This is a genomic window from uncultured Jannaschia sp. (assembly GCF_947494055.1).
Lineage (GTDB): Bacteria > Pseudomonadota > Alphaproteobacteria > Rhodobacterales > Rhodobacteraceae > Jannaschia.
Genome location: NZ_CANLTR010000017.1, coordinates 1 through 22,431, shown reverse-complemented (window position 1 = coordinate 22,431; position 22,431 = coordinate 1). Strand labels below are relative to the sequence as shown.

Genomic DNA, 22,431 nt, shown 5'->3' with positions numbered 1-22,431 from the left:
AGAATGCGCCTGATCCTGACATCCGCCCTGATCCTCGCCGCGCCCGCCGCCCAGGCCCAGGGACAGCTCAACATCTACAACTGGGGCAACTACACCTCCCCCGAGATGATCGAGAAGTTCGAGGCCGAGACCGGCATCGACGTGACCCTCACCGACTACGACAGCAACGACACCGCGCTGGCCAAGATTGAGGCCGGCGGCCACGGCTTCGACATCGTCGTGCCGACCCATTCCGTCCTGCCGATCTGGATCGAGAAAGGCCTGCTGCAGAAGCCCGGCATCCCGGAGATGGAGAATTACGGCAACATCGCCGAGCGTTGGCGGGAGGTGGAATGGGATCCGGGTCGCGAATGGTCGGTGCCGTGGCAATGGGGCACGACGGGCGTCGCGGTGAACACCTCGGTCTACGACGGCGACATCAACACCTCCGCGATCTGGCTCAACCCGCCGGAGGAACTGGTGGGCAAGGTGAACGTCGTGCCCGAGATGCAGGACGTGATCAGCCTGGCGCTCCTCTATGTCGGGTCCGAGCCCTGTACCTCGGACCGCGAGGGGTTGCGCGCCGCCCGCGACGCGCTGGTCGCCGCCAAGCCGGACTGGATGAGCATGGATTACGGGATGACGGAGAAGCTCGGCAACGGCGACGTGCCGGCCAGCGTCAACTGGAACGGCTCCACCCTCCGCGCCCGCAACCAGAACCCCGACGTGGCCTACGGCTACCCGAAGGAGGGCTACGTCGTATGGATGGACAACGCCGCCCTGCTGGCCGACGCGCAGAACGTGGAGGAGGCGAAGACCTTCCTCAACTTCATCATGGACCCGGAGAACGCGGCGATGATCTCCGCCTTCGCGCGCTACGCGAACGGGATCGAGGGGTCGGAGCAGTACCTGCCCGACGACATGCAGACCGCGCCGGAGATCGTCGTGCCGGAGGAGCTTCAGGACGCGGGCGTGTTCTCGCTCGCCTGCCCGGCCGAGATCAACGAGTTCTACACCGCGATCTGGACAGAACTGCAGAAATAGAGGCGGCAGATATGGCCCCGACGCCCATATTCGGGAGAGGGGGGCACTTGGGTTACAGCCGGGCGGAAGGGATCGCGCCCGGTGCCGCTCGTCGCTCGTCCGCGGCGCCAACTACGCGGACGGCGGCGTGCGGGGCGGGTCGGGCCGCCTCCGGCGGGAGTATTTCGGCCAAGAAGAAGGGGCGTGCCCGATCCGGGCCGCGCGGCCGGGGCGGTCAGAGCTCGAAGCGCACGCCCGGCCGGGCGAGGCCGCCGCCTTGCGCGATGACGGTTCCGTCGGCGCGCCAGCAGGCGGCGCCTTTCATCGTGCCGTCGGGCTCGAAGGCGATGGCGTTCATGCCGCCGCCGACCGTCGGGACGAGGCGGACGTCGTGGCCCCGCGCGGCGAGCGCGTCCCGCATCGGCGCATAGGCCGGCTCGAGCTCGAGAGGGCCGCCATCGGTCCAGAGCCGCGGCGCTTCGACCGCCTCCTGCAGGGACATGCCGTGGTCGATCAGGTTGACGATGGCCTGCAGCGCGGAGGGGAAGATGCGCACGCCCCCGGGCAGGCCGAGCGCGAAGACAGGCCGGTCGTCCCGGAGCACGATCATCGGCGCCATCGAGGTCGGTACCCGCTTGCCCGGCGCGACCGACAGCGCCCGGCCGGGCCGCGGGTCGTAGTTCGACATGTAGTTGTTCGGAATGATCCCGGTGCCGGGCACCATGAAGCGCGCGCCGAACAGGCCGTTGAGCGTGTGCGTCGCGCTCACGATCATGCCGTCGCGGTCGGCCACGGTGACGTGGGTCGTGTCGGGGCTCTCGCGCCCGGCCGTCGCGCTCCCCGTTCCTCCGACGTCGCGCAGCCGGGTCCGCGCCTCGGCGGCGTAGGCCTTGGAGACGTAGCGTGCCACCGGCACGTCCACGAAGTCCGGATCGCCCGAGGCGGCCCGCCGGTCCTCGAAGCCGACGCGGATCACCTCGGCCAGTAGGTGCATCGTCTCGGCCGTCCCGAACCCCATCGCGCGAAGGTCGTAGCCTTCGAGCAGGTTGAGCATCTGCGCGACGTGGACGCCGGAGGAGGCGGGGGGCGGCGGGCCGACGACGACATGGCCGCGATAGGTGCCCCGGATCGCGTTGCGCAGGCGGGCCTCGTAATCGACAAGGTCGGCCATCGTCACCGCGCCCGCATCCTCCCCGCCGGTGGCGAGCCGGTCGACGAGCGCCTGCCCGAGCGCCCCGCCGTGGAGCGCGGCCGCGCCCTCCCTTTGCACCAGGCGCAGCGTTTCGGCGTAATCGTCCATGACCAGCCGCGTTCCGGGCTCGACCGGGCGGCCGCCGGGCAGCAGGAGGCGGGCAATCTCCGGGTCGGCGGCGAGGTCGGCTTCGTGCTCGCGGATCGCGCCGTTGAGGTAGGGCGTGACGATGAAGCCGCGCGCGGCCGCGCGCAGCGCCGGCTCCAGCAGGTCGGCGAAGGGCAGGCGGCCGTGGCGGCGGTGCAGCAGGTCCCAGCCGCGCAGGTTGCCGGGCACGGCGACGGCGGAAGGGCCGACGAGGTTGCGGCGGTCTTTCGCGTCGAGCGCATTGGGGGCCGCGTCCGGGTCCGGCTCGAACATCGTGGGGTGCATGTCCCGCCCGGCGCAGGACAGCGCGTCGACGATCTCGTGGCGTCCGTCCGGCAGGCACAGATGGGCGATCCCCCCACCGGCGATGCCGACCATCATCGGCTCGACCACGGTGAGCGTGAGAAGCGCCGCCACCGCCGCATCGACCGCGTTGCCGCCTGCCGCCAGCATCTCGCTGCCGGCCGCGGCGCCGAGTGGCGCGTTGGTCACGACCATGCCCGCGCTGCCCGAGGCCGGTCGCTTCTCGCAGGTGAAGGGCAGGGGGGGCATGGCATCTCCGCCGGTCGGGCCGCAACGCTCCGTCGTCCGAATGAAGCCCGGCGGAGGCGCGATGGCAAGCGGGTGCGGCCGCCGTGCCGCCGGTCGGGCGGGTCAGCCTGCGGGTTCGGCGCCGATCGCCTCCGTTGGCGCGGTGTCGGCGGAGGCCAGCAGGCGGCGCCATCTTTCGACGATGGCGCTATGGCGGAACTCGGGGCGGACAGCGACCTCGGGGCGCCGGTCCCGCCAGGCGGCGATGCGCGTCGCGATGGCGTCCGGATCGGTCGCGTCGACGAGCTGCGCCGGGTCCGAGACAACCTCGTCGTTGGCACCAAGCCCGCGATGGAGGAGCGCCGGACAGCCGAGCGCGTTCGCCTCGGCGATGACGAGCCCGAACGTCTCCGCGAAGGCGGTCTGCGGGTAGAACAGGCAGAGCGACCGGCGCATCCGGCGGTGCAGGTCGTCCTGTCCGAGCCGGCCGAGTTGGACCACCCCCTCCGGCGCGCGGCCCGCGTTCCAGGCGAGATAGCCGGGATCGGCGACCGCGAGGGTGAGGGCGGGGATTCGCGCCCGCAGGTGCGCGAAGGCGGCATAGACCTCGCGCAGCCCCTTGTGCGGCGCGCTTGCGAAGAGGAGCTGATCGCGGTCCGGGGCGGTGCGGTCGGGTCGGAGCGCGTCGTCTACTGCGTTGTGGATATGACCGATGCGCGGGCGGGGACCGGGGAGCCAGTCGGCGAACCAGGCCGCGTGACTGGCCGAGACGCAGATCACCTCGATCCCGGCCGCATGGAGCGCCGCGCCCATCCGTCTGTTGTGCCGGCCTGGAAAAACATGGAGCCAGAGGAGGATGCGCGCCGCCGGGTGGTGCTGACGGAGCATCACCGCCACCTTCCAGGAGGTAACGACGACGAAGGTCCCGGCCGGCGAAGCGGGATCGAACGGGCGGAAGAGGACGCCGCCCTCGCACGTCGGGACGTCGCGCCGGGCCTGCCGCACCTCGACGCTCGCGTCGCGCGCCAGCGCCCCGGCGATGCGGGCCACCATCTGCTCGGTGCCGCCGAGCCCCGCGAGGCTCTCGCGTCCGAGCGCATAGGGTCGCGGCGCCAGCGTGTCGACGAAGGCGAGGGCGGGCGTCTCGGGAGCGGGGTCGTATGTGCGGGAGCCAGTCACGTCAGAGGGATCTAGCGGCGTGTCCCGACCGAACCAGAGCTTCCGTCACCGGCCGCAATCGGTCCGGGGGTGGCAAGGCCGGGGGCGCCGTCTATGTGGCGGGGCTTGAGCCGTCGACGGAAAGGGCCACGGACATGGACGCCATCGCCGATTCCCCCGTCCTCCTCGGATTTCTCGGCAGCTTCGTCGCAGGGTCGCTCACGGCCGTTGGGGCGCTGCCCGTCCTGTTCGGCCGGACGCCGACTCAGGCCTGGCGCGACACCTCGCTGGGCTTCGCGGCGGGGGTGATGCTGGCGGCCTCGTTCTTCTCGCTCATCATCCCGGCGCTCGACGCGGCCGAGATCCGCTACGGCGCGGGGCCGGTCCCGGCCCTGATCGTCTGTACCGCGATCCTGCTCGGGATGGGTGCGATCTTCGCGGTGAACGAGGTGATCCCGCACGAGCATTTCACGTCGGGTCGCGAGGGGCCGGAGGCGGTGTCGCTGCGCCGCGTCTGGCTCTTCGTCATCGCGATCACCATCCACAACGCGCCCGAGGGGCTGGCCGTGGGCGTGGCTTTCGGCGCGGACGGGGTGTCGGGCGGTCTGCCCGTCGCCCTGGGGATCGGGCTGCAGAACGCGCCGGAGGGGCTGGCGGTGGCGGTGGCGTTGCTGGGGGAACGGTATTCTCCATGGCGGGCCTTCGGCATCGCGGCGATGACCGGCATGGTCGAGCCCCTGGCGGGCCTGCTCGGCGCGGCCGTCATCGCCGTGGCGCAGCCGCTCCTGCCCTGGGGGCTGGCCTTCGCCGCCGGCGCGATGCTTTACGTCATCAGCCACGAGATCATCCCGGAGACGCATCGCAGCGGCCACCAGCAGCGCGCGACGGCGGGGCTGGCCATCGGGCTCGTGGTGATGCTGTTCCTCGACGTGTGGCTGGGGTGATCGCCATCAGGTCGCGGCGAACGGGTAACGCCCCACTTCCTCCCACGGGCCCCCGCGATACCACCACAGGCGCAGCGCGTGGGCCTGCCCGTCCCAGGGCGTGAACCCGGCGCGCAGGGTTTCCAGCGTCGCGTGGGCTTCCTCGCGCGAGACCTTGTTCTGAACGGTGACGTGGGCGCGCAGGCCGCCGCGATCCTGCGCGGTGAGCGTGAATCCCGCGCCGATCTCGCGACGCAGCGCGTCGCCCGCCGGCAGGTCGAGCCGGTAGGCCGCGCCCCGGCCGAGCGGCATGACGGACGCCACGCGGAACGCCAATCGGGGCCGGTCCGCCGCCACGCGGTCGAGCCGCGCCGCCACCTCGCCCGCACGGTCCCCCGGCAGATGGTGGAACAGCGTCACATGCGCCGGCACGAGGTTGCGCGCGGGCGGGAACCAGCGCGCCCGATCCGCGTCGAAGCGGGCCTGGCTCTCCGGGTCGGCTTCCAGGGTGACGATGAGGGGCGCGACGTCCATCGCCGTTGAGCTAGGCCGCCTCCCGCATCTCCGCCAGCAGATTGTCGAGCCGCGCGATCCGGTCACCTTCCGGCGAGGCACGGCAGCTCGCGGCGATCTCGGCGATCTCGTCGAGACCGAGCGTCAGGGCGCTGCCCTTGAGCGTATGGAGCGCCCTGTCGCCGCGCATGGCATCGCCCGCCTCGAATGCCGCGCGGATCTCGGCGATCAGGTCCTGCCCCTGATCGACGAATTGCGACACGAGTTCCTCGACATAGCCGGCGCCGAGCTCCGCCTCCAGCGCGGCGCGCTGCGGATGGCTGGCCGGGGCCGGTTCCGCCGATGCCTCCGTTTCGCAGGCGGCCGGCGCGGGGAGCCAGCGTTCGAGGGTCGCGATCAGCTTCTCCCGCGTGATCGGCTTCGCGACGAAATCGTCCATGCCCGCCGCGAGGCAATCGTTGCGGTCGGACACGAACGCGTTCGCGGTCAGTCCGACGATGGGCACGGTCAGGCCGAGCTCGCGGGTGCGCCGGGTCGCGGTCAGGCCGTCGACGCGTGGCATCTGCATGTCCATGAAGACGAGGTCGAACGTGTCGGCCGTGATCGCGGAAATCCCGTCCTCCCCGTCCACGGCGCAATCGACCGACGCCCCGACCTGGCGCAGAAGCTCGCAGGCGACGTCGCGGTTGATCGGGTTGTCCTCGACCACCAGCACCCGACACCCGTCGAAGCCGCTGCGCGCGGCGGGTCGCGACGCGACGGGCGCGGTCGTTTCGGACGCCGCGATCCGCACGACCGGCACATCGAACCAGAAGCAGCTTCCGACGCCGTGGACCGTCTCCACGCCGATCGTCCCGCCGAGCACGGTGACCAGGCGCTTGCAGATCGCGAGCCCCAGACCGGTTCCGCCGAACTGCCGGGCGTGACTGCCGTCGACCTGACTGAACTCGGTGAAGAGCCTGGGAACGTCCTCGGCGCAGATGCCGACGCCGGTATCGCGCACCTCGAACCGCAGGGCCGTCGCGTCGCGCGGCCGGACGGTCAGGCGGACCGATCCCTGCGGGGTGAACTTGATCGCGTTGCCGACGAGGTTGATCAGCACCTGCCGGATCCGTGTCGGATCGGTCTCGACGGAGACGTCCGGCGCCTCGATGGCGAAGTCGAGACCGGCTGCCTGGGCTCGCGGCGTCATCACGATGCGGACCGGTTCCAGGATCTCGGCGAGGTCCACCCGTTCGGCGTGGATCGTGGTGTGCCCGTTCTCGAGCTTCGAGTAGTCGAGGATGTCGCTGATCACGTCGAGGAGCAGGTTGCCGGAATGCCGGATGGTGTCGACGTGACGGCGCTGCTCGGGCGTGAGCGGCGTTTCCGACAGCACGTCGGTCATGCCGATCAGCCCGTTCAGGGGTGTGCGGATCTCGTGGCTCATCGCGGCGAGGAACCGCGTCTTGGCTCGGTTGCCCACTTCGGCCGCCTCGGCGGTGCGGGCGATGCGCCGGTTCATCTCCTCGAGGTCGCGGCCGGTCCGGGAAATCTGGCGGAGTTGCACAGCGAGCAGCGTCACGATCAGCACCAGCGCCAGCGTCAGGACGCCGACGCTGACCGCGATCTGGTGATACCTGACCTTGACCTCGCTCCGGGCGCCGACCCGCGCTTCGTTGTTCGCGGCGTTGGCGACCTTGGCTAGCCGTTCGGTCAGGGACCGGATCGGCACGGCCCGCGCCAGCAGGTCGGAGAGCGCGGCCTGCAGCGCCTGTCGATCCGCCGCGACCGCGTCGATGACAGGAGCGAAATCCATGACCGCGTTATAGGTGGCGCGGGCCAGGTCGACGACTTCGGCATTGCCGCCGATGGCGTTCGCGAACTTCCCCTCCGCCATGAGGCGTGCGCGGGAGTAGAGGATGTCGTAGCGCAGCACGACCGCGTCCAGCATCTCGTTGCCCGGTTCGCTCTGGGCCGACAGGATCGTCTCGATCAGGCGGCCCGTCTCCCGGTCCGCTTGAAAGGCAGCCCAGACGGCGTCCTCGCGGATGCCCGCCTCGATCTCGCGCTGCCGCTCGTCGAGGTTGAGGAACATCGTCACGATGGCGGCGAAGATGACGACGCTGACGAGCGTGAGCGCGATGATGCCGAGCGCGTGCCGGTGCCGGCCGATGCGACGTATTCCACCCACCGCGCCGACGCTTCAGAAGACGTCGATGGAGCCGACCTGCCAGACCGAGCGGCCGAAGGTCATCTCGTTGTAGAGGTCCGGCGCCACGTCGAACGGATAGATCACGAAGCCCGGGCCCTTGTCGCGCACGGACAGCGTGTCGCCATCGATCCGCGTGGCGAGGATGACCGGATAATCGACGACGTCGCTGCGCGGGATCTCGGCGGAATAGTCGTTGAGCGCGTTGACGCGCAGGGTCTCGCCCTCGGCCCCGACTGCGTCCAGCAGCGCTGCGATCATCGGGCCGGAGAAGGCCTTCGTGCCCTCGTACCACGGCGTTTCGATGACGGTCTCGCGGCTCGCCAGCGCGTCGAGCATGGCGAGGTCGAAATGCGCCTCGTCGCCCATGTTGGTGTTGGCGATCTCGCCCGTGACGACGAGCACGACGGGGCCGGTGGGCTCGGGAAGCTCGGCTGCGGACGCGGCGGAGACGCCCGACGCGAGCGCCAGGGCGATCAAGGAATGTCTCATCGGTCTGTCCTTCTCTCGTTGCATGGATTCAGGCCAATTCGGCGGCGTCTTCGGCCCTCAGGAAACTGACGACCCGCTCCCACCCCCGCTCGAACGCCGCGACGCAGGCCGGGTCGAAATGCTGCCCCGACTGGGCCACGATCTCGGCGCGGGCCTCATCTGGACACCAGGCGGGCTTGTAGGCCCGGCGCTGGCAGAGCGCGTCGAACACGTCCGCCACGGCGACGATCCGGCCCTCGACCGGGATCGCCTCGCCGGCGAGTCCCCGGGGATAGCCGTTGCCGTCCCATTTCTCGTGGTGGGCGGCTGCGATGGCCTCGGCAACCCGGATCAGGTCGCTGTCGCCGTTGGACAGGATGGAGGCGCCGAAGGTCACGTGATCCTGCATCGTCTTGAATTCCTCCGGCGAGAGCCTGTCGGGCTTGTTGAGGATGCTATCGGGGATGCCGACCTTGCCGACGTCGTGCAGCGGGGCCCCGAGATAGATGTTTCGGCAATGCTCTGGCTCGAGCCCCATTTCCTCAGCGATGATCCGCGAGATGGCGGCGACGCGGGCGATATGCTCGCCGGTGCCGCCGTCGCGATGCTCGATCGCGCGGGCGAGGCGCCAGATGATCTCCTCCTCGCGTTCGATCAGTCGCCGCGTCGCCTGCGCCACCTCGGAAGCGAGGAGGCGTGCCCGATCGGCGAGCTTGAGCTGCGCCTCGCGCAGGCCGAGGAGGTTGCGCGCGCGGACCTTCAGCTCCTGCGGATCGACGGGCTTGCGCAGGAAATCGGTCGCGCCCGCCTCGATCGCCTCGATCAGCACGTCACGCGCGATCTCGGCGGTGATCATGACGACAGGGACGTGTTCGAAGCGGGCGTCGCGGCGCAGGCGGCGGATGAACTCGACGCCGTTCATTCCGGGCATCTGGTAATCGACGAGGATGAGGTCGGGCGCGGTTCCGGCGCAGTCGGCGAGCGCCTCGAACCCGTTGTGGTGCTGCGCGACGGTGCATTCGAAGGCCTGCGTGATGACCCGGCTCAGCACCGCGCGGGCGATGGTATCGTCCTCGACAATCAGGATTCTCATCTGCATCGCCATCCTCGCATGCGGAATGCCGGAATGGCGTGCCATCAATTTCTTAAGAACCTGCTACCGCGGGCCTGCACCGGAGTTGCGGACGGGCCCGCCGGGCGGTCAGTAGCCCCGCGCCGCGTCCGCGAGATCGTCGCAGGTCCCGGTCGCGTCGAAGGTCTCGATATTGTCGGCGATGAGCCGGGCGCCGGTGGCGGGGTCGATCTGCGCGGCGACATGCGGCGTCACGGTGATCGCGGGGTGGTGCCAGAACGGGTCGTCGGAGGGCAGCGGCTCCTGCCGGAACACGTCGAGCGTCGCCTGCCTGACCTGTCCCGTCGCCAGCGCGGCGAGGAGGTCCTCCTCCACCAGATGCGCCCCCCGCGCGCAATTCACGACGCAGGCTCCAGGCGCGAGCCTGTCGAAAAGGTCCGCGCCGAGGATGCCGCGGGTCGCATCGGTGAGCGGCAGAAGGTTCACGAGGATCTCGCAGCCCGACAGAAAGCCGGCGAATTCCTCAGCGCCGGCGAAGGTCTCCACGCCCGGCACCGCACCGCCGCGCCGCGACCAGCCGCGCGTGGCGAAGCCCAGATCGGCCAGCGTCCGCGCCGCCGCCGCGCCGAGATTGCCGAGCCCCATCACGCCCACGACGCGGTTCGGGGCGACGGGAACGACGATCGCGTGCCAGTCGCGCTCCCGCTGGGCCTGCAATTGCCGGGGCATGTCGCGATGGTGGCGCAGCACGTGGAGGGCGACGTATTCGCGCATCCGCTGCGTCAGGTCGCGTCCGGTGGTGCGGATGATCGGCAGGCCCGGCGGCAAGTCCGGATCGGCGAGGACATGGTCGATCCCCGCGCCGATGGAGATCACCGCCCGCAGGTTCGCGAACTTTGCGATATCGCCGGGGCGGGGCCGCCAGACAACGAGGTAGCGTACCGATCCGGGGGCCGCTACCTGCCGCAGCGAGCGTACGTCGCGGCCGGGCATCAACGCGGCGAGGCGCTCCACCCACCAGCGGGTCTTCTCCTCGGTGGGGAGGTAGACGGCGACGCTCATGGCGGCCCTTTCCTGTCGCGACGCGGATTGACCCTATGCTTAGCAAACGGGTGATCGCGCGACGAGCCGCTCGGCGATCCTGTCAGGTTTCCGTCCTGCAACGTCTCCTGTCACGCGGGGCGTGTGTCGGCCCTCGGATGATCTCGGCGCCGTTAGCCTCCTGCGCGAAATCCGCCGGTGCGCGAGGCGCCGAAGCCACCGCTGCGGGCGACGGAGGACCGGGTGAGGGGGGCCGCGTTCCGGGTGCTCGTCGCCTGGGTGGTCAGCGACGAGGCGGCAACGTTGCCGCGGCCCGAAAGGCTGGAGGCGCGGGTGCCGCCGTCGGTGGTAGCGAAGCCCGACCCCGCGTCCGGCACCATCGCCCGGGAGGCGAAGCCGCGACCCGACAGAAGCTGGCCCATCAGGAACCCGGCCATCAGCGGCATGAAGATCGAGGGACGACTCTCGTCCTCGATGCAGGCGCCTTCGCCGTGCTCCGCCTCGCAGACCGCGAGCGCGTCGTAGCGCGGCGCGGTCTCCTCGTGCTCGGCCTGCGCCTCGGCGTATTGCGCCTCGCAGGTCTCCGCGTCCACGCCGCTCGCCTCGCAAGTCGCGGGATCGTCGAACACGACCACCTCCGCCTGCTCCTCCTGACAGCCCGCGAGCGCCATCACCGATGCCGCGCCGAGGAGCATGATCCGCTTGGGTGCCGATGCCTTCATGTCCGGTCCTTTCCTTCGCTACGGCTCTATATAGTGCGGCTTGAACCGGCTGAGATCCTGCGTGATGCGCGACCGATCTTCGCGGATGCCGAGCGCCACGCAGGTCTCGCCCACGATCCAGGTGCCCATGACCGGTCGCATGCCGTCCATCTCGGGCAGCGGCGCGTAGGCCTGCACCACGCTCGGATGGGTGTCGTAGGACGCGTCCCGCGAAGCCTCGACCTCCGAACCGTCGGGTCCCGCGATCCGCACCCCCGCCCCCTCGCGCGAGAAAATCGGCTTCGTGACCCGGCCGTGGGTGAAATGCCCGGCTTCCACGGCACGGTCCCACGCCTCCGACCCGCGCTCGAGGTCGTCGACGAAAAAGGTCGGCAACAGGTTCGGATGCCCCTCGAACATCTCCCATAGCACGGCAAGAATTCCCTTGTTCGAAACGAGCGCCTTCCATGGCGGCTCGATGAAGCGCGTGCCGGAAGCGGCCAGCGCGTCGGCGGCCTCGTCGCGGAGGAAATCCTCCCACGGGTAGAGCTTGAAGAGCGTGCCGATGATCCGCGCCTCGTTGTCGACGAGCCGTCCCGACGGATCGATGTCGATGGCGTTCACCGGCACGTAATGCGCGCCGAGCCCGGCATCGCGGGCGGCATAGGCCAGCGTCTCGACATTCGCGTAATCCTCCGCGACGCCTTCGATGGCCGCGAAGTGCAGGTCCTCGCCTTGTGCGCAGATCTCGGCGAAGCGCTCGGTCAGGGCCTCCTGCAATCGGTTGAGCTGGTCCGACCCCGGGGGGATCAAGCCGGCCTCGCGCGCGCCCTCCAGCCAGTCCCACTGGAAGTGTCCCGTCTCGTAGAGCGAGGTCGGCGTGTCGGCGTTGTATTCCAGCAGCTTCGCGGGACCCGTCCCGTCGTAGGCGAGGTCCATCCGCCCGTAGAGCTCCGCCTCGCCCGCCCGCCAGGAGCCCGCGACGAAGTCCATATGCGGCGCGGGGATGCCCAGCCGGTCCATCAGCGCCTCGTCATCGACCACGCGGGCGACGGCCTCGCGCACCATCGCGTGGAGCGCGGTGGACGGGTCCTCGAGCCGCGTCTCGATCTCCTCCAGCGTGAAGGCATAGGCGCTGGCCTCGTCCCAGTAGGGCTCCCCGTACATCGTGTGGAACACGAAGCCGGCCGCCTCCGCGCGGTCCTTCCAGTCGGGCCGCTCGACGCCTTGCACCTTTCGCATGGTTTCCTCCGGATCCCCTCTGACGCGACGGCCTGATCCGTCGCCGACCTTGCCGTTCCGCGCAAGCGGCAGACGAACGCGCCGCGTGCGGGCGGCCTCACTCCTGGAAATACGCCATATCGAAGGACACGACGCCATCCCCTTGTATCTCGACCGCGGCATCGGCGAAGCGGGGCGGACCGCGCCGCATCGGCGCATTCCGGGAGAACCCGATCCCTTCGAGCGGCAGGAACATCAGCCGACGGTCGAGCGTGCCGTTGCCGTTCTCGTCGTGGATCGCCTGGATCGCGTAGGTGCCCGGCGGCACGTCGCGAACCGTCACGACCCCCCCGGAGGCCGGGGCTTGTCCGGTATAGGCGCAGCCCGGCTTAGTGAATTGCGCCTCCTCGCAGACGGCCACCAGAAGCTGCCCCTCGGCGGAGCGGAGATTCCCGATCCGGACCGTCAGATCCGCGGCGGCGGCCGGCATCGCCGACCACATCAAGATGATTGCGAAAACGATGCGCATTTCTTCGGCTCCCTCGGTGCCATCGATCGAATATAACCCGGCATAGCGGAAGATCATGGGGGATGCGTCGTGCAAGTCGAAAGGTACTTTCATCCCGTCGCGCCGCCCGTTGCGGGGGCAGCTTCGATCAGGCTGAATCGAAACGGGACCAACCGCGTGATATGGCGGGTCACGCGCATTGGTTATCTGCCGTGAGCGCGTTCGACACGACTCCGCCCGACGCCTTCGCGGATCGCCGCGGCTACGATCCGGCATTTCTTGGTGATGGCGCGCTCCGCGTGGATTTCCCGGGGCTCGGACGCCGTGCAAGTGACCTCGCGCCCGTCGCCGGGGCGCCCGACGACATCCTGCGCTATCAGCATTTCTCGATCCTGCAATCCCAATCCCGTCGGTTGCCGATCCTGGCGGCCGTCAACATCGACGGGACGCACGCCTTCCGGCTGAAGCGGCGCGGACGCTGGCGGCTCGACGGGCGGCTCGCGCCGGAGCACCAGATCGGCAACGAGCTCTATCGGGACAATCCGCTGGACCGGGGGCACATGGTCCGCCGCAAGGATGCGGGGTGGGGGGCGAGCCAGGCGGAGGCCGAGCGCGGCGAGGCGGACACCTTCCACTACACGAACGCGGCGCCCCAGCATGCGGACCTCAACCAGCGCGACTGGCTCGGGCTCGAGGATTACATCCTCGGGGCGGTCACGACGCGGGGGCTTCGGGCGTCGGTCATCACCGGGCCGATCCTCGCCGACAGTGACCGGCCGCTCGAGCCGCGACACGGGGCGGGCGGCGTGGCCATTCCCGCCGCCTACTGGAAGATCGCGGCGGTGGTGGACGACGCGACGGGACGGCTTTCGGCGACGGGCTACGTCCTCGCGCAGGGCAATCTGATCGACGATCTCCTCCATCCCGGCTTCGCCTTCGGTGCCTACGGGACCTATCAGGTCCGCCTGTCGCATCTGTCGCGGATGTCCGGGCTCGACTTTTCCACTCTCTACGCGAGCGATCCGATGGCGGAACGGGCGCAGTTTGTCTTCGCCGATGGCATCCATCGTGTGGACGGACCGGAAAGTCTGCTGCTCGCATTCGGTCGATGATCCTCGGCGCCGAATGACTGGGCGGGAGGTCGATCGGGACGATTCCCCTCGGCAATCCCTTCGACCGACGCAGGCGCGGAGACTGGCAACGCCGGCGGCACGGGACGCTCCGACGAAATCGACCGCCGCATTCGTTCGAAGGCCGACGAGGACGGTGCGCGCCACCTCGGCACCGACACGCAGTATACGCAGATCGCCGGGCGGATCATGGCCGCGCAGGTGGTGATCAAGGCGGCGACCGCATTGCGGACGGATCGCTGAGGGACGGCTTGGCGCAGTGGATACGGCTCCGGCCCCGCTGCGGGGCCGTCAGTCGAACATGGTGTTGGGCAGGAACAGGGAGATCTGCGGGAAGGCGATCAGCACCGCCAATGCCAGGATCATCGCCAGCCAGAACGGCAGGACCCCGCGGAAGATCTGTCCAAGCGGGACGGCCGCGGCGACGGACTTCACGATGAAGACGTTGATCCCCACCGGTGGCGAGATCAGCCCCATTTCGAGTGTCAGGACGACCAGCACGCCGAACCAGATCGGATCGATCCCGAGTTCCAGCACGACGGGAAAGAAGATCGGCAGGGTCAGCACCAGCATCGCGAACCCCTCCAGAAAACAGCCGAGCACCAGGTAGACGGCCAGGATGAACAGCAGGGTGCCCAGCACGTTCAGGTCGAGGGCGGCGAGCAGGTTGCCGACCGATTCCGTGACATGGGTCAGCGCGAGGAACGGGTTGAGCAGATGTGCCGCGATCAGGATCAGCATCACGGTCGCGGTGGTCACGACGCTGTCGCGCACGGCGTCCCGCAGCTCCGCAAGGGTGAGACGCCGCGTGGCGACGCCGTAGAGGACGGCGAGCCCAGCCCCCACGCCCGCGGCCTCCTCTGGCGAGAAGAAGCCGCGGTAGATGCCGCCGATGGTGACGACGACGAGCGCGAGGATGGGGAGCGCACCGACGAGCGCGCGCCGCTTCTCGTGCCACGTGGTGCGCGGGCCGCGCGGACCGTAGGCCGGTCGAAGCGTACAGATCAGCAGCACCGTGAGGACGAACATCGCCAGGAGCAGGAGCCCCGGCAGGATGCCGGCCATGAACAGCCGGCCGATGCTCTGCTCGGTGAGAATGGCGTAGATGACGAAGCCGGTCGACGGGGGGATCAGGATGCCCAGCGTTCCGCCCGCCGCGACGGAGCCGGTGGACAGGCGCGGATCGTAGTCGAAGCGCTCCATTTCCTGCAGCGAGACCTTGCCCATCGTCAGGGCCGACGCCACCGAGGAGCCCGACAGCGCCGCGAAGCCACCGCACCCGATGATCGTGGCCGAGGCCAGCCCGCCGCGGACGTGGCCGATCATGGCATAGGCCGCGTCGTAGAGCTGTCGGGACATGCCGGTTGCGGAGGCGACGTTGCCCATCAGGATGAAGAGGGGAATGACGACGAGCTCGGGCATGGAGGCGAGCGTGAAGGTCTCCGAGGCCAGCAGCCCCGTCGCGGTGTTCCAGCCGTCGACGATCCAGAGGCCGAGGAAGCCGACGAGAAACATGGCGAAGGCGACGGGGATGCGTATCAGGAGCAGCACAAGCAACGCCACGATGCCCGAGACGCCGATCGCGCCAAGGCTCACGGCGCCTTCCTCACGTCGCGTCCCGTCACGGTTAGCTCGACGGCACGCAGCAGCATTCCCAGGGCCGCGACGACCGACAGGCCCGCCAGCCCCCACTGGACCCAGGCGCGTGGCAGGCGCAGCAGGTTCGTCGACATGTTGAGCATCTGGCTGAGCTTGGCGGATTCGTGGACCGTATATGCGATCAGCAGGAAGATGGCTGCGCCCAGCAGCGCCGAGCCGATGTCGATCGCCCGGTTCAGAGCGGGCGGGAGGCGCGGCTCGAGCAGGTCGACCGCGATATGCCCGCCCTGGCGGTCGCAGAGCGCCATGCCTCCGAAGACTAGCAGCGCCATGCCCATTGTGATTAGGTCCTGACTGCCGAAGAGCGGGGCACCCATGGCGCGCCCGACGACGTCCACGAGGATCACCCCGGTCAGGCCCAGAAGGCAGACCCCGCCGATGAGGGCGGACAGGCCGATTAGCCTGTCCGCCAGTCTACGGATGGCGCGCAATCACTCGCCTCGCATCGCCGCCAGGGCCGCCTCGCCGCCCACGTCGGCGACATAGGTATCCACGACATCGGCCACCGCGTCGGAGAAGGCCTGCGCCTCCTCCTCGCTCAGGTCGATCACGGTATTGTCGCCGCTTTCACGGGCCTTCGACATTGCGTCCTCGGCCTGCGCGTCCCATGCCTCCTCGGCGATCTGCGACAGGTTCGGTCCCGCGACCTCGTCCAGCGCGGCGCGCGCCTCGTCGGAGAGGGAGTCGTAGGCGCCCTGGTTCATCACCGTGTAGAAGCTCAGGCGTCCGAGATTGGCGCCCAGCGTGTAGCTGTTGGCAACCTCGTCGAGCTTGAAGTCGTTGAGCGTCGAGGCGCCGGTCACGACCCCGTCGATCAGGCCGGTCTGGAGCGCGTTGTAGACCTGGTTGATCGGCATCTGCACCGGCGTTCCGCCGAGGGCCTCGATCACCTCGGCCGAGGTCGCGCCCGCGACGCGAAGCTTCAGTCCCTCGACATCGGCGGGCGAGCGGATGTCGTGGTCTTTCATGATGAAGATGTTGGGCTCCGAGGTCCAGAGCGCCAGCGGGACGGTGGCCGGGAACTCGTCCGCGAGGTTCTCGTCAAAGGCGGCCCAGAGCGACTCGTAGCCCGGCTTGTCGAGCGGGATGGCGTCGGGCAGCTCGACGAGCATCGTCCGCTCGAACTGCGACGACGTGTATCCCGGCAGGCCCCAGACCATGTCGGCCACGCCTTGGACGGCGCGCACGTACTGCTCCACCGGGCCGGCGCCGAGCTCGCCGCCGTGGTAGCCGCGCACGCTCGTGTCTCCTCCGGTCGCGTCGGAGATAGCGGCGTTCAGCGTCTCGATGACCGACGCGTTGATGGTGTGGAACGGCGGCGTGAAGTTCGCGAACTTCAGCTCCTGCGCCTGGGCGGCAAGCCCCAGGACGCAGGCGGCTGTCGCACCTGCGAGAATTATGCGGATATTCATGACTTCCTCCCTGTCTGTTGCGCCGGCCCCTCTCCCCAGGGGGCCGGTCGAAGGGGGCGCGTGGCCCCGCCCGCGACGCTACTCCGCGGCGGTGCGGGTGCGCCAGCTATCGGCGTAGGTCTCGCGCGCCTGCTGCGCATAGGGCGTCGGCGAGACGCGGACGCGGATATCGGCTTGCCGGTGCGGCTCGGTCGAGGTCTTGCCGGTGGTCTCGGGCTCACCCCATTTCAGCGTCAGCACGTCGCCCACCTCGATCGAACGGTCCACGACGCCCAGGCTAAGCATGCAGCGTTCGTTCCAGCTGTAGCCGTTGAACATCGACATGCCGCGCATCTGACCAGCCTCGTCGATCAGCATGTCGGCGCTGGAGGAGGCGTAGTTCGGCTGCGGGAAGTCGATCCACTTGTAGGGCGTGCCCTGCTCGAACCCGGAGGCGATGACCTTCAGGACGTCCTCGCGGTTCCACTCGAAGGTGACCTTCTTGCGATTGCTCTCGCTGTCCTTCAGCTTTTCCAAAGCGGCCTTGCCGACGAAGTCGTCCTTCTTCCAGCCGATGTAGAAGTCGTAGCCCAGCTCGAACGGATTGACGTAGTAATCCTCGATATCGTCGGACACGAAGGAGCCGCCGATCGCGCCCGCCGCCTCGTAGCTGTCGGCGCCGAGCCAGTCGCGGTAATCCGCCAGCATCCCGTCGCCGGTGTAGATGCCGGGCAGGGGGGACGGGATCCAGCCCGATTCCAGCGTGTTGGTGGAATAGGCGCGGCTTCCGCACCGCACGAGGTTCACGCCGGCGTCGTGGGCCGCCTGCATGATGACGGAGAGGACGTAGTCCTTGTCCTTGTAGGGCCCCCAGACTTCCAGCCCCGGCGCGCCGGACATGCCGTGGCGGAGCGCGGAGACGCGCTTGGAGCCGACATTGATCGTGTCGGTGTGGAAGAACTTGATGTCGGGAACCGGGCCGCCGTTCATCTTCTCCAGCACGGCGGGCGCCTCGGGGCCCTGGATCTGGTAACGGTAGTGCTCGCGGATGACGCGCTCGCCCTCGGGACGCGACGGCGACCGGGGATCGTAGCGCAGCCGCACGTTCCATTTGCCGTAGCTGGCCGCGAACATCAGCCAGTTGGAGGTGGGGGTGCGGCCGACGAGGATGTATTTCTGCTCGTTCTCGCGGAAGATGATGTGGTCGCCGATGACGTGGCCATTGGGCGTGACGGGCACGAAATGCTTGGCGCGGTTCGTCGGAAAGTTGTCGAACCGGTTGATGCCGTGATGGGACAGGAACTCGGTCGCCTGCGGCCCCTCGACGATCAGTTCGTCCATGTGGTGCGACTGGTCGAACAGGACGGCGCCGTTGCGCCACGCATCCTGTTCCAGGCGCCAGTTCGAGAACTCGGGCGCGACGACCGGATAGACGTACATCCCGATCTTCGAGTTGCGCAGCATCGTCACCGGATCGCCGGCGGCCGCGATGGCTTCGGTCAGGCTATGTGGCATCTGTTCCTCCCTGCAGTGTATACAGCATCGTTCCGCGGCGGGCCGATCTCAAGCGAATAATTCGCCCCCGATCATCGTCCCGACACCAGCGCCAGAGGCGTACATCTCTCGCGCGATGCCCGGTTGCCTGCGAGGCGGGCAACGTTGCGATGGGCCTGGCCTGCGTGTTCGCGCGCGATCCACTCGGCCCGGGCACCCTGGCGCTGCTCGACGGCCTCCACCAGGGCACGGTGCTGCGCCTGGGCGACGTCGAGCGCATGGCGGAAGTCCGCGGGCTCGAGGCTCTCGTCGAGAAAGGCCGAAGGCGACGCGAAGGGCAGGGCCGTGACCCGGGCCAGTTCCCGTTCGATCACGCTGGAACCGGGCAGGCGCGCGAGGGCGTCGTGGAAGGCTGCGTTCCAGCGTAAGTACTCCGAAAGCCCGCCATCTCCGCTCGATACGATCCGGTCGAGATGCGATGTCGCGTCCCGGAGATCCGTCATGGGGCCCTCGATCGCACCCCTCTCGGCGGCGAGGCGGGCGGCGGTGCCCTCGAGCACGCCGCGTAGTTCGATCGTGTCCATGACGTCGCGCAGATCGAAGCGCCGGACGCTGAAGCCGCCGCCCGTCTGCCGATCGAGCAGGCCCTCCTCCGACAGTTTCGCCAATGCCGCCCGGATGGGTGTCCGCGAGATGCGCAGGTCGGTGGCCAGCGCCACCTCGAACAGGCGGGCGCCCCCGGGATACTGGCCCCCGAGTATCCGCTGTCGCAGCGTGACGAGCGCATGTTCGGTTTGTGTCGTCGTGGCCATGAGCCTTCCCCGCTGACCCCACGCGGCCGCGATCGATCGCCGGGTATCCATGTATACAAGCCGGCACCGGACTGATAGCAGATTTGCATTCGGAACGGGGCGGCGAGATGGCGACGGAACGAGGGCGGATGCAAAGCGGGGCGGCGGCATGAGCGACATCGCCCATCTCGGCCATGTCGAGATCCTGACCGACCGCTTCGACGACAGCCTCGACTTCTTCACCCGGGTCTACGGGCTCAAGGCTTCGCTCGTCGAGGACGGCGTGGCTTGGCTTCGGGCCTGGGACGACTACGAGTTCCACACGCTCAAGCTGACCCGCAGCGAGACCACCGGCGTCGGCCATATCGGCTACCGCGCCGCGAGCCCCGAGGCGCTGGCGCGTCGCGTCGCGGCGATCGAGGCGGCGGAGTATCCGACGCATGGCTGGACCGACGGGGATGCCGGCCACGGCCGCGCCTTCCGCTTCGAGGACCCGTTCGGCCATGTCTTCGAGCTCTACTACGACACGAGGCGCGTCGAGCCCGAGGCCGACGACCGCCCCGCGCTCAAGAACATGGCCTCGTGCTTCCACGCCCAGGGAGCCTGTCCGCGACGCATCGACCACGTGAACCTGCTGGCCGACGACGTGTCGGAGTTCCGCCGCTTCATGGATGTCGCCTTCGGAAGCCGGGTCACCGAGATGATCCGGCTCGACAACGGCCGCATCGGGGGCTGCTGGTTCACGGTCAACAACAAGACCTACGACCTTGCCTGCACCGAGGAGCACGGACGAGGCGGCGGCCGCCTGCACCACGTTACCTACGCGACCGATCAGCGCGAGGACATCCTGCGCGCCGCCGATATCTTCCTCGAGAACGGCGTCCATATCGAGACCGGACCCCACAAGCATGCCATCCAGGGAACGTTCTTCCTCTATGTCTGGGAACCTGCGGGAAACCGTGTGGAGCTTGCCAATGCCGGCGCGCGCCTGATGCTGGCGCCGGATCACGAGCCCATCGTCTGGACCGAAGCCGAGCGGAAGAAGGGGCAGGCATGGGGCCTTAAGACCATCGAATCCTTCCACACCCACGGCACGCCGCCGGTGGACGAAACCTGAAGCGGGGTGCCCCGTATCCCCGTTGCCGTCCGAGAGGGAAGCCATCGCTAGAACAGCTCTGCACGTCGTCCTCGGGCAACATGTCCATCTGCCATCCTGGCACGGAAGGCGGTGTCACGGGTGACGAGATGGAGGCCCTGCAGTTGCGGCGGGGCTTTGTTTTACGACCCGGATTCTGATGGAACTGCCCCTTTCCCGGGCAGACCTATTCTGAGGGTTCCGTGACGGGGATGCCGAGGGCGGTATAGGGGTTGAGCATGGCGCGGACCTTGAGTTCGGCGATCTGGCGATCGAAATCCTTCTCTATAAGCCGTGGATCCAATGGTTTCGCTGCGCGAACCCTCGGTTTATGCATTACATCTTCGTCTCGACGCGGCTGCGGCGGTGGTATCCGGTCAGGCGTCGCCAGAGGGATCGACCCAGGTACTTCGACGCCCGCAGAGCTTCGTTCCGGGCTGTGGCACCGGCGGTGTCCGGCTTCCATGGCCGCGCGTTCCGACGGGGCGGGATAACGGCGTGGGCGCCGCGGTTGGCGATGGCATCGTGGCAACCGCGAGTATCGTAGGCGCCGTCCGCTGCCCGACAGGGCATCGCGTAGCGATGTCCCGGGAGGGGCCGTGACGGAGCCGATTTCCTCGTTCGCAGGGATCTGACCGATCAGGTCGGGCAACACGGGTGCATCCATTGCCCGGCAGGCGATTGCGAAGCAATCTGCCGAGAGGGGCCCACGTGGCTGCCGGTGATCTCGACCGCCCGGACCTCAATGTTCGTCGGGAAAACGCCCCACCGGGGCCTTTCCCAGTCCTCCTCACCCTCGTCGATGCTAAGGCGGACCTGGCGCCAAACGCGCCCCGCCAGCTGGCCCGACAGGGTCATGCAAGGCATGATCCCGAGAGGCATGCTTGCGGGTGTGCCACTCGCCCTCCCCGCGGACCTTAATCCCGGTGCTATCCACCAACAGATGCTGCGACCCCTTCGATCCTCGGTAAGGCAGCCTGACCGCCAAGGTTCGCTGACGCCGGCACACCGTCGTGTAATCCGGCAACGTTCAGTCCAGCTCCGCCAACCGCAACAGGCTCGCGACGAAGCCCGCCGTCTGACGAAGCGCCAAGCCGAACAGGACTTTGATCGTCAAGCACGCTTGGATCGCTTCGTCGCTGTAGGCCTGCTGGCCGCCCAGCCTGCCGGTGCCGCATGTCACGTCACAGACCGTCATCGAGCCACGCTCACGCAGCGCGGCGTCGTAAGCGGCCCAGCTCAGGCTGTGATAACGAGTCGGAGCAGGTCGCGTCATGCCACCAGGTCATCCCGCTGACCGGTCATTGTGAATCCCAGTACGAGTCCGTGCAACATGTATAACCGCCCCATGCGCGAGAGGGATCTTCGAAGCCGATCCTAGCGTGCTGTCGGGTGCTGACATGTATCCGGCCTCGTGATGCGGCCATCGATGCCGCGGGCCCGTATGGTGGTCGAGGATCGGGTCCAGATCAAAGCCGCATGCTCGCAGGCACTCTGTTGCGCACCCGGTCTCCCGACCCAGTCTCACGACGTCTGCGCCATACTACTCCTTGCCCTCCTACGCTCCAACGTCCTCAATCGCTAACGGCTTATGTCGCCGCCGCGACCGGAGCCCTGTAGGCCGCCTCGGGCCATCAAGGCCCAAACGATCCGCGCCAGTTTGTTGGCCAATACCACGCGCACCAGCATGCCCGGCTTGCGCGCAAGCATGCCGCCCAGCCACGTGCCGGGCTGCGCTATGGGATTGGTGCGCCGCTTGATCCCCACGCTGTTGGCACCCAGGATCAGCAGCTGCCTGAGCGACCGTTCAACCATCCGGGTCGTCGCCCCGAGGCGCTGCTTGCCCCCGGTCGAGTGCTGTCGGGGCGTAAGGCCTAACCAAGCCGCAAAGTCGCGCGCGCGATGGAAGTGCTCGGGCGGCGGAGCGAGCGTCGCCAGCGCAGTGGCGATGAGAGGACCGATGCCGGGATCGTCACAAGCCGCCGCACGGTCTCTTCCTCCCGCGCTTTACAAGCGATCTCCGCGTCAAGCCCGGCGATCCGCTCATCGAAGTGGCGCAGGAGGTCCACGAGGATCTGCAACGTCGCTCGTGCCGTCTCGGGTAGATCGCTGTCGGGCTCTTCGATCAGCGTGATCAGCCGAAGCATACTCGCGCCACCT

General features: G+C 68.6%; 19 protein-coding genes and 2 pseudogenes. 4 read left to right on the top strand and 17 right to left on the bottom strand.

Going from position 1 to position 22,431, the window contains the following annotated elements; translation table 11 throughout:
* Positions 1-3: 3 nt before the first annotated feature.
* A complete protein-coding gene (locus Q1A87_RS13940) occupies positions 4-1,023 on the top strand; it encodes an extracellular solute-binding protein (RefSeq protein WP_299652365.1) in 1,020 nt (339 codons plus the stop codon).
* Positions 1,024-1,237: 214 nt separating this feature from the next.
* Here Q1A87_RS13940 and ggt read toward each other — a convergent pair whose 3' ends face one another.
* Both ggt and Q1A87_RS13930 read right to left on the bottom strand, forming a co-directional pair.
* Positions 1,238-2,893, bottom strand: a complete 1,656-nt coding sequence (ggt, locus tag Q1A87_RS13935; protein WP_299652363.1) for a gamma-glutamyltransferase — start codon at positions 2,891-2,893, stop codon at positions 1,238-1,240.
* Positions 2,894-2,995: 102 nt separating this feature from the next.
* The gene (locus Q1A87_RS13930) at positions 2,996-4,051 is read right to left on the bottom strand and encodes a glycosyltransferase (protein WP_299652361.1); all 1,056 of its coding nucleotides are present in this window, start codon (positions 4,049-4,051) and stop codon (positions 2,996-2,998) included.
* A gap of 134 nt (positions 4,052-4,185) precedes the next feature.
* Here Q1A87_RS13930 and Q1A87_RS13925 point away from each other — a divergent pair, with 134 nt between their 5' ends.
* A complete protein-coding gene (locus tag Q1A87_RS13925) occupies positions 4,186-4,974 on the top strand; it encodes a ZIP family metal transporter (protein ID WP_299652359.1) in 789 nt (262 codons plus the stop codon).
* 6 nt (positions 4,975-4,980) lie between these two features.
* Here the strand turns inward: Q1A87_RS13925 and Q1A87_RS13920 are convergent, their stop codons facing one another.
* From Q1A87_RS13920 to Q1A87_RS13885, 8 genes are all read right to left on the bottom strand, one after another.
* A complete protein-coding gene (locus Q1A87_RS13920) occupies positions 4,981-5,487 on the bottom strand; it encodes a 2'-5' RNA ligase family protein (RefSeq protein ID WP_299652357.1) in 507 nt (168 codons plus the stop codon).
* A 10-nt stretch (positions 5,488-5,497) separates the two neighbouring features.
* Entirely contained in the window at positions 5,498-7,639 is a 2,142-nt protein-coding gene (locus tag Q1A87_RS13915) for an ATP-binding protein (RefSeq protein WP_299652355.1), read from the bottom strand.
* 12 nt (positions 7,640-7,651) lie between these two features.
* Positions 7,652-8,149, bottom strand: a complete 498-nt coding sequence (locus Q1A87_RS13910; RefSeq protein WP_299652353.1) for a hypothetical protein — start codon at positions 8,147-8,149, stop codon at positions 7,652-7,654.
* A 28-nt stretch (positions 8,150-8,177) separates the two neighbouring features.
* A complete protein-coding gene (locus Q1A87_RS13905; RefSeq protein WP_299652351.1) occupies positions 8,178-9,221 on the bottom strand; it encodes an HD domain-containing phosphohydrolase in 1,044 nt (347 codons plus the stop codon).
* A gap of 108 nt (positions 9,222-9,329) precedes the next feature.
* The gene (locus Q1A87_RS13900) at positions 9,330-10,262 is read right to left on the bottom strand and encodes a glyoxylate/hydroxypyruvate reductase A (protein WP_299652349.1); all 933 of its coding nucleotides are present in this window, start codon (positions 10,260-10,262) and stop codon (positions 9,330-9,332) included.
* A 152-nt stretch (positions 10,263-10,414) separates the two neighbouring features.
* The gene (locus tag Q1A87_RS13895; protein ID WP_299652347.1) at positions 10,415-10,963 is read right to left on the bottom strand and encodes a DUF1190 domain-containing protein; all 549 of its coding nucleotides are present in this window, start codon (positions 10,961-10,963) and stop codon (positions 10,415-10,417) included.
* A gap of 18 nt (positions 10,964-10,981) precedes the next feature.
* A complete protein-coding gene (locus tag Q1A87_RS13890; protein ID WP_299652344.1) occupies positions 10,982-12,184 on the bottom strand; it encodes a glutathionylspermidine synthase family protein in 1,203 nt (400 codons plus the stop codon).
* Positions 12,185-12,281: 97 nt separating this feature from the next.
* Positions 12,282-12,692: a DUF2141 domain-containing protein gene (locus tag Q1A87_RS13885; protein ID WP_299652343.1), complete on the bottom strand. Its 411-nt coding sequence runs from the start codon at positions 12,690-12,692 to the stop codon at positions 12,282-12,284.
* 191 nt (positions 12,693-12,883) lie between these two features.
* Here Q1A87_RS13885 and Q1A87_RS13880 point away from each other — a divergent pair, with 191 nt between their 5' ends.
* Positions 12,884-13,783, top strand: coding sequence for a DNA/RNA non-specific endonuclease (locus Q1A87_RS13880; RefSeq protein WP_299652341.1), 900 nt, complete (start codon positions 12,884-12,886; stop codon positions 13,781-13,783).
* Between the two features lie 309 nt (positions 13,784-14,092).
* On the opposite strand, the gene Q1A87_RS13875 is transcribed toward Q1A87_RS13880, so the two are convergent.
* From Q1A87_RS13875 to Q1A87_RS13855, 5 genes are all read right to left on the bottom strand, one after another.
* Entirely contained in the window at positions 14,093-15,397 is a 1,305-nt protein-coding gene (locus tag Q1A87_RS13875) for a TRAP transporter large permease (protein WP_299652339.1), read from the bottom strand.
* Complete coding sequence (locus Q1A87_RS13870; protein ID WP_299652337.1) at positions 15,394-15,891, bottom strand: TRAP transporter small permease; 498 nt, start codon at positions 15,889-15,891, stop codon at positions 15,394-15,396. Before Q1A87_RS13870 ends, Q1A87_RS13875 begins: the two co-directional genes overlap by 4 nt.
* Positions 15,892-16,872, bottom strand: coding sequence for a TRAP transporter substrate-binding protein (locus Q1A87_RS13865; RefSeq protein WP_299652335.1), 981 nt, complete (start codon positions 16,870-16,872; stop codon positions 15,892-15,894).
* A 78-nt stretch (positions 16,873-16,950) separates the two neighbouring features.
* Positions 16,951-18,366, bottom strand: coding sequence for an aminomethyl transferase family protein (locus Q1A87_RS13860; protein ID WP_299652333.1), 1,416 nt, complete (start codon positions 18,364-18,366; stop codon positions 16,951-16,953).
* Positions 18,367-18,437: 71 nt separating this feature from the next.
* Positions 18,438-19,157 (bottom strand): GntR family transcriptional regulator, encoded by a 720-nt coding sequence (locus tag Q1A87_RS13855; protein ID WP_299652332.1) that lies wholly within the window; start codon positions 19,155-19,157, stop codon positions 18,438-18,440.
* Positions 19,158-19,305: 148 nt separating this feature from the next.
* On the opposite strand from Q1A87_RS13855, the gene Q1A87_RS13850 reads away from it, so the two are divergent.
* Positions 19,306-20,253, top strand: a complete 948-nt coding sequence (locus tag Q1A87_RS13850; protein WP_299652330.1) for a VOC family protein — start codon at positions 19,306-19,308, stop codon at positions 20,251-20,253.
* 205 nt (positions 20,254-20,458) lie between these two features.
* Here Q1A87_RS13850 and Q1A87_RS13845 read toward each other — a convergent pair.
* Together Q1A87_RS13845 and Q1A87_RS13840 are read right to left on the bottom strand one after the other, a co-directional pair.
* A pseudogene (locus tag Q1A87_RS13845) lies at positions 20,459-21,547 on the bottom strand (IS5 family transposase).
* 313 nt (positions 21,548-21,860) lie between these two features.
* Positions 21,861-22,431: pseudogene (locus Q1A87_RS13840) on the bottom strand (transposase); the annotation flags it as partial.